The sequence below is a fragment of the Bradyrhizobium jicamae genome, assembly GCF_018130695.1.
Lineage (GTDB): Bacteria > Pseudomonadota > Alphaproteobacteria > Rhizobiales > Xanthobacteraceae > Bradyrhizobium > Bradyrhizobium jicamae_B.
Genome location: NZ_JAFCJX010000040.1, coordinates 69,864 through 76,892, shown reverse-complemented (window position 1 = coordinate 76,892; position 7,029 = coordinate 69,864). Strand labels below are relative to the sequence as shown.

Here is a 7,029-nt window from a genome sequence, read left to right as displayed (position 1 = left end):
CGCACGGGACCGCGGGTGCGGCGTGCACCCGGTCTTCCCTGCGCCCTCGCTATCGAGAGAGGGCGGAACGAGATGGATAACTCGGACAGACCATGTCGCGAGAATGCGGACTCACATCTTCAGTGTCGTCGCCCGCCTTGTGCGCACTTGCGCACCGGAGCGGGCGATCCAGTACGCCGCGGCCCATCGGCTCAATCGCTGGCGTCTCTGGAATACTGGATCACCCGCATGCGCGGGTGATGACATCGCGGGTGGGCGGCTCGCTATGACGAGCGGATGGAGCGATTCAATTCCTTGCGATGATCTCGCGCTCGTCGCGATGCACGCTGGCGTCGCCGAGCTGCGCGCCGGCGCGGCGGCGGACCAGGAATTTCGGGCGGCGGTCGCGGATGGCGTTGCGGCGGCGGCGGCGCGGGGCGGGGGCACGCGGGGCGTCCTCGGTGAGCTGCGGCAGCTGGAAGATGTCGCACCAGGTCTGCCAGGCGGTCGCGGTCTCCTCGGCATCGGCGCTCGAGCCGAGCGGAATGTTGAGCGAGGGATCGCGATGCACCAGCACCAGCATCTGCGCGTCGTCGAGGCCGCGCAGCGCAATGCCGATGAAGTCACTGACGCGAACGTTGACGGCCATTCGCATGCCGTTGAGGGCACGGCGCAGCACCACACGTTCGCGATGAAGCTCGATCTGCCGCACGCCGCCGTCGGCGCGGGTGTCCTGCGCGTGGAAGGAGAGCGGAAGGGAAAGAGGGTCGAGCCGCAGAGCGCGGCTCGACCCGGCGGGATTGATCCCGCTTGTTGATGTTTGACGCCTCACGGCTTTTATCTCCCCGCCGGGTGTTCCCGGTCGATGCGTGAGACCTTAGCGGAGGCGTTTCCGTATCAGCTTAAAAAGGCTGGTTAACCCAATGTCACCGCCGCCGCATCTGTCCGCATGATTGACAAGACCTTGGCACGCATGATTGACGAGTCCTTGCCCCGATGCCGAGAATCTTTGCTTTTTCAATGCGCGAAAGTGCTTGAAATCCCTGAGAATCCAGCACATCTCAGGAGATCGCCGATCCGGTTCCGCTCCCCCGTCCAATCCGCAGGAATTCGTTCGTGAACTCTTCACCATCCAACGCTCCGGCCGCGCACAAGAGCGGTACTTCTGACCTGTTCGATCAATCCGCGCTCACCGACCTGGCGCAGCGTCTCGTCGAGGCGGCAAAAAAGGCCGGCGCCGATGCCGCGGACGCGGTCGCGGTGCGCGGTGTGTCGCAGGGCGTCGAGGTGCGCGACGGCCGCGTCGAGGAGACCGAGCGCTCCGAAGGCGACGATGTAGGTTTAAGGGTGTTCGTCGGCCAGCGTCAGGCGGTGGTCTCGACCAACGACGTCTCGGGCGACGGAATTGCGAAACTCGCCGAACGCGCGGTGGCGATGGCGCGCGTCGCGCCCGATGACAAATATGTCGGGCTCGCCGATCCGGCGTTGCACGCGAAGAATTTCCCCGATCTCGATCTGCTCGATCGCACGGTTCCCTCGACCGCCGAGCTCGAACGCCGCGCCACTGAAGCCGAAGCCGCGGCGCTGGCGGTGAAGGGGGTGACGAAATCCGGCGGCGCGTCGGCCTCGACCGGCATCGGCGGCATGGTGCTGGTGACCTCGACCGGTTTCCACGGCTCCTACCTGCGTTCCAGCCACAGCATCTCGACGACCGCGATCTCGGGCGAGGGCACCTCGATGGAGCGCGACTATGATTTCACCAGCGCGCCGCACGCATCCGATCTCGATTCGCCGGCAACGGTCGGCCGCAAGGCCGGCGAGCGTGCGGTGGCCCGCGGCAATCCGCGCAAGGTCGAGACCTGCAAGGTGCCGGTGGTTTATGATCCGCGCGTCGCGGGCTCGATGATCGGCCACCTCGTCGGCGCTATCAATGGCGCCTCGATCGCGCGCAAGACCAGCTTCCTGAAGGACAAGCTCGGCGAGCAGCTGTTCTCGAGGGACATCCGCATCATCGACGATCCCCTGCGCGTCCGCGGCCTGCGGTCGCAGACGTTTGACGCCGAAGGCGTCCAGGTGAAGAAGCTCGCGATCATCGACGAGGGCGTGCTGACCTCCTGGATCCTGGATTCGGCGACCGCGCGCGAGCTCGGCCTCGTCACCACCGGGCATGCACATCGCGGCGTGTCGTCCTCGCCGTCGCCGGGGACCTATAATCTGCATCTCGAAGCCGGCCACGTGACGCCGAAGGAACTGATCTCCGACATCAAGCAGGGCTTCTACGTCACCGATTTGATCGGCTCCGGCGTGAACGGCGTCACCGGCGATTACAGCCGCGGCGCCTCCGGCTTCTGGATCGAGAACGGCGAGATCACCTATCCCGTCAGCGAAGTCACGATCGCCGGCCACCTGCTGCCGATGTTCAAGTCGCTGGTGGCGGCGAACGACCTGGAATTCCGCTACGGCGTCAATGCGCCGACCCTGCGCATCGAGGGCCTGACGCTTGGCGGACGCTGATACGGCCGACTGGATCACGGCGCGCGACGCGGCGCTCTTGACCAAAACGGTGCGCGAGGCCGGCGCGCTGGCGCAGTCGCTGTTCCGCACCGAGCTGAAGAACTGGATCAAGGGCGCCTCGTCCCCGGTCTCGGAAGCCGACATCGCGGTCAACGACCTGCTCGAGGAGCGGCTGCGCTCGGCGACGCCGGATTACGGCTGGCTGTCGGAGGAGAGCGCCGACGATTCAGCGCGGCTCGGCAAGAAACTGGTGTGGATCGTCGATCCCATCGACGGCACCCGCAGCTATCTCGCCGGCCGCGAGGATTGGTGCGTCAGCGTGGCGCTGGTCGAAGGTGCGTCGCCGGTGCTGGCTGCGGTCTATGCGCCCGTCACCGACGAATTCTTTTTCGCCGCGCGCGGCCGCGGCGCCACCCGCAACGACGTCGCGGTGCAGGCGACATCAGGCACCGACTATGATTTCCCGCGCATGGCCGGACCGAAGCCGCTGGTGCAACGCCTGAGTGCGACACATGATGATGTCACACTGTTTCCGCGCATCGGCTCGCTGGCGCTGCGGCTGTGCCGAGTGGCGCAGGGCAGCCTTGACGCGGCATTCGCCGGCGGGCAAAGCCGCGACTGGGACCTTGCCGCCGCGAATTTGATCGTGCAGGAAGCGGATGGTAAGATGACCGAACTCTCGGGGGATGCGATTGAATACAATCGCCGGGAGGTGATGCATGGGGTGCTGGTGGCTGCAGGACGGGATCGTCATGCCCGCATAGTCGAGCATTTTCGCAAGCGTCCGTTGCCGTGAGTTTCCCCACTAGCGTTGCGCATCCGATCCAGGACTCCGACTTAAAGACCACGACCAGACTCAAGACCACGATCAGACTTGCTTGCCGGGCAACCTGTTAGGAAAGAACATCATGTCAGACACTGCCCAGCCGCAACTGCTCCATCTCGTCATCGGCGGCGAGTTGGTCGATCTCGAGCACAACACCTTCAAGAACCTCGACCAGGTTGACATCGTCGGCGTGTTCCCGAACTACGCGACCGCGCATGCGGCCTGGAAGGCGAAGGCGCAGATGACGGTGGACAACGCCCAGATGCGCTACTTCGTCGTCCATCTCCACCGGCTGCTCGATCCGGAACAGGACGAAAAGCACTCCCATTGAAACGTCTCTTACGCGACTTTTTGCGCAGCAGCTTCGTGCAGCGTGCACTCGGCTGGCTTGCAGCCGAGTATTTGCGGTTGGTCTGGCTGACCAACCGCTTCGTCTATGACCCCGTCGATATCTATGCGCGGGTCGAGCCGGAGATGCCCGGCATCTTCGTGTTCTGGCACGGCCAGCACTTCCTGACGCCGTTCATCAAGACCAAGGAAAGCTACCGCGCCAAGGTCCTGATCTCCCGCCATCGCGACGGCGAGTTCAACGCGATCGCCGCCGAGCGGCTCGGTATCGGCACGATCAGAGGTTCCGGCGACCACGGCGGCGCGTTCCACCGCAAAGGCGGGGTCGGCGCTTTCAAGGAGATGGTGCGGGCGCTGGAGGAGGGCTGGAATGTCGCTACGACCGCCGACGTGCCGAAGCGGGCGCGGGTGGCCGGCCTCGGCGCCATCATGCTGGCGCGGGAGAGCGGGCGGCCGATCCTTCCCTTCGCCATGGTGACCAGCCGATTTGCCCGGTTGAAAAACTGGGATTCGACGACCATCAATTTGCCATTCGGGCGCGGCGCAGTGGTAGGTATTGAGGCAGTGTACGTCCCGCCCGATGCCGACGCCGAGACCATGGAAAAGTGCCGGCTGCAGGTGGAGACGCTCCTGAACGAAGCGACCCGGCGCGCCTATGCAGCGGTCGGGCGACCGGAGGCAGCGCTTGGCTAACTCGCTCCCGATGACGTTGCGTGTTTATCGCAAGCTGTCGTCTGCGATGGTGCCGCTCGCGCCTGCCCTGATCAAGCGCCGCCTCAAGCTCGGCAAGGAAGACCCCGAACGAGTCGGCGAGCGGCGCGGCATGAGCGCCGATGTGCGGCCGCACGGGCCGCTGGTGTGGATTCATGGCGCCAGCGTCGGCGAGGTGCTGGCCGCCGCCGCGCTGATCGAGCGGCTGCGCGCGCTCAATCTGCGCATCCTGCTGACCTCGGGCACGGTGACCTCGGCCGCGATCGTCGCCAAGCGCTTTCCGCCCGACGTGATCCATCAATACGTGCCGTATGATTCGCCGCGCTACGTGACGCGCTTCCTCGACCACTGGCGGCCGTCGCTGGCGCTGTTCATCGAATCCGATTTGTGGCCGAACCTGATCCTGTCGAGCGCCGCGCGGCGGCTGCCGATGGTCCTGATCAACGGCCGGATGTCGCAGCGCTCGTTCCCGCGCTGGCGCCGCGCCCATGCGACGATCTCGGCGCTGCTCGGCCGCTTCGACATCTGCCTCGCGCAATCCAAGGTCGACGCCGAACGCTTCGCCGCGCTCGGCAGCCGCAATGTCCGCGTCACCGGCAATCTCAAGCTCGACGTGCCGGCGCCGCCGGCCGACCCGGCCAAGCTGGAGCGGCTGATGTCGGTGACGCGGGGACGGCCGATCGTGGTCGCGGCCTCGACCCATCCGGGCGAGGAAGAAATCCTGATCGAGGCCCACAAGACATTGTCCGGCTTTTTCCCGGGCCTGCTCACCGTGATCGTGCCGCGCCACGCCGACCGCGGCGAGGCGGTGGCGCGGCTCGTCAGCGCGGCTGGCCTGCATCCCTCGCAGCGTTCGCATGAGGATCTGCCGGTCGCGACCACAGACATTTATGTCGCCGACACCATGGGCGAACTCGGCCTGTTCTATCGCCTCGCGCCGATCGTGTTCATGGGCGGCTCGCTGATCGAGCATGGCGGACAGAATCCGATCGAGGCCGTGAAGCTCGGCGCCTCCATCGTGCACGGCCCGCACGTGTTCAACTTCACCGAGGTCTATGAGGCGCTGGATCGCGCCGGCGGCGCCAGGCGCGCCGACAGTCAGGAAGCGCTGGTCAAGCAGCTCGGCCAGTTCCTCGCCGATCCTGCGGCACGCGACGCGTCGCTTGCGGCGTCCGAGCAGGTCGTAGACCAACTCGGCGGTGCGCTGGAGCGCACGCTCACCGCGCTCGAGCCCTATCTGCTGCAACTGCAGCTCGAGATGGGAGCTGCCAATGCGTGAGCCGGCCTTCTGGCACCGGCCATCGTCTTGGAAATCCTATTTGCTCCGACCGCTCGCAGCCGTCTACGGCGCCGTCGCCGCGCGGCGGATGCGACAGGGCGGGCTCGATGCCGGCATTCCCGTTTTGTGTGTCGGCAACTATCACGTCGGCGGCGCCGGCAAGACGCCGACGGTACTGGCGCTGGTCAAACTGCTACGCGAGCTGGACGAACTGCCGGTGGTGCTCAGCCGTGGTTATGGCGGCAGCCTGCGCGGGCCGATCAAGGTCGATCCGGAACGGCATGACGCGTCCGAGGTTGGCGACGAGCCCTTGATGATGTCGGCGACGCTGCCGGTCGTGATCGCCCGCGATCGCGCCGCGGGCGTGGCGCTGGCGAAGTCGCAGGGCGCGAGCGTGATCCTGATGGACGACGGCTTCCAGAACCCGGCCGTCGCCAAGGACGCTTCGCTGATCGTAATCGATGCCGTCCGCGGCGTCGGCAATGGCCGCGTCATTCCCGCCGGTCCCTTGCGCGCGCCCCTGAAGCCGCAGCTGGCGCGCACCGATGCGCTGATCGTGGTGGGCGAGGGGGAGGCGGCGAAGAAGATTGCGGCCGAGATTGCGCACGAAGGCAAACCGGTGCTCGCCGCCTCTATCAAGCCCGACGATGTCTCAGTCGCGGCGTTGCAGGGCAAGCGCGTGCTCGCCTTCGCCGGCATCGGCGATCCCGACCGCTTTTTCAGGACATTGCGCGCCAGCGGGGTCGAGATCGTCAGCAGCCGCGTTTTCGCTGACCATCATCCATATTCGGACGGTGATATCCAGGATCTGTCCCTTGACGCCGGACGCGACGGGCTCACGCTGGTGACGACAGAAAAGGACCTTGCCCGCATCCATGGCGGCGACGGCATGCTGCCTCACGTGCAGAGAGTGGTGCCGTTCAAGGTGACGCTGGAATTCAATGAGCCGGCGCAGCTGCGGCGCTTCGTCACCGATCGATTGTTCAGGGCGCGTGACGCGCGACGGCGGGGGGGAGGCTAGCCTTGCGGCTTGAGCGCGCCGGGATAGTGCCGCTGCAGCACCGCGGTCGGAAGCGCATAGGCCTCCTGCAGGTCGACGCTCCAGTACTTCAACTCGTCGAGCGGAATCCGGGCGTCCGTGATCGCGCAGCGCACATAGGTCCCGGGCGAGATCACGCGGAAATCGCCGTCGAGATACTGCACCTGCGCTTCGCCATGGCCGGAAGGCCCGAACTTGTTCAGCACGTCAAATCTCTCCGCATCGCCCCATTCGAGACTGACCGCGAGGCTTACCGAATGGTCATGGTCCCGTCTATCACAGATAGGGTGGGGTGTCCGCCCGTTAAACCACCGACTTGTGATGATTTGGCGG

Annotated in this window: 8 protein-coding genes; 6 read left to right on the top strand and 2 right to left on the bottom strand. The window is 65.8% G+C overall.

The window, feature by feature from the left end:
* Positions 1 to 286 precede the first annotated feature (286 nt).
* The gene (locus JQ604_RS37490; RefSeq protein WP_212365769.1) at positions 287 to 811 is read right to left on the bottom strand and encodes a DUF6101 family protein; all 525 of its coding nucleotides are present in this window, start codon (positions 809 to 811) and stop codon (positions 287 to 289) included.
* A 284-nt stretch (positions 812 to 1,095) separates the two neighbouring features.
* Between JQ604_RS37490 and JQ604_RS37485 the strand changes: the two genes are divergently transcribed.
* From JQ604_RS37485 to lpxK, 6 genes are all read left to right on the top strand, one after another.
* Positions 1,096 to 2,493, top strand: coding sequence for a TldD/PmbA family protein (locus JQ604_RS37485; protein ID WP_212365768.1), 1,398 nt, complete (start codon positions 1,096 to 1,098; stop codon positions 2,491 to 2,493).
* Complete coding sequence (locus JQ604_RS37480; RefSeq protein ID WP_212365767.1) at positions 2,480 to 3,289, top strand: 3'(2'),5'-bisphosphate nucleotidase CysQ; 810 nt, start codon at positions 2,480 to 2,482, stop codon at positions 3,287 to 3,289. The genes JQ604_RS37485 and JQ604_RS37480 overlap by 14 nt, the downstream gene beginning before the upstream one ends.
* Positions 3,290 to 3,401: 112 nt before the next feature.
* A complete protein-coding gene (locus JQ604_RS37475; protein WP_212365766.1) occupies positions 3,402 to 3,650 on the top strand; it encodes a DUF4170 domain-containing protein in 249 nt (82 codons plus the stop codon).
* On the top strand, positions 3,647 to 4,360 hold the full coding sequence (locus tag JQ604_RS37470; protein WP_212365765.1) for a lysophospholipid acyltransferase family protein: 714 nt from the start codon (positions 3,647 to 3,649) through the stop codon (positions 4,358 to 4,360). The genes JQ604_RS37475 and JQ604_RS37470 overlap by 4 nt, the downstream gene beginning before the upstream one ends.
* Complete coding sequence (locus JQ604_RS37465) at positions 4,353 to 5,657, top strand: 3-deoxy-D-manno-octulosonic acid transferase (protein WP_433996323.1); 1,305 nt, start codon at positions 4,353 to 4,355, stop codon at positions 5,655 to 5,657. Before JQ604_RS37470 ends, JQ604_RS37465 begins: the two co-directional genes overlap by 8 nt.
* The gene (gene lpxK / locus JQ604_RS37460) at positions 5,650 to 6,678 is read left to right on the top strand and encodes a tetraacyldisaccharide 4'-kinase (protein WP_212365763.1); all 1,029 of its coding nucleotides are present in this window, start codon (positions 5,650 to 5,652) and stop codon (positions 6,676 to 6,678) included. The genes JQ604_RS37465 and lpxK overlap by 8 nt, the downstream gene beginning before the upstream one ends.
* Here lpxK and JQ604_RS37455 read toward each other — a convergent pair.
* Entirely contained in the window at positions 6,675 to 6,902 is a 228-nt protein-coding gene (locus tag JQ604_RS37455) for a DUF2093 domain-containing protein (RefSeq protein ID WP_212365762.1), read from the bottom strand. The genes lpxK and JQ604_RS37455 overlap by 4 nt on opposite strands.
* Positions 6,903 to 7,029 lie beyond the last annotated feature (127 nt).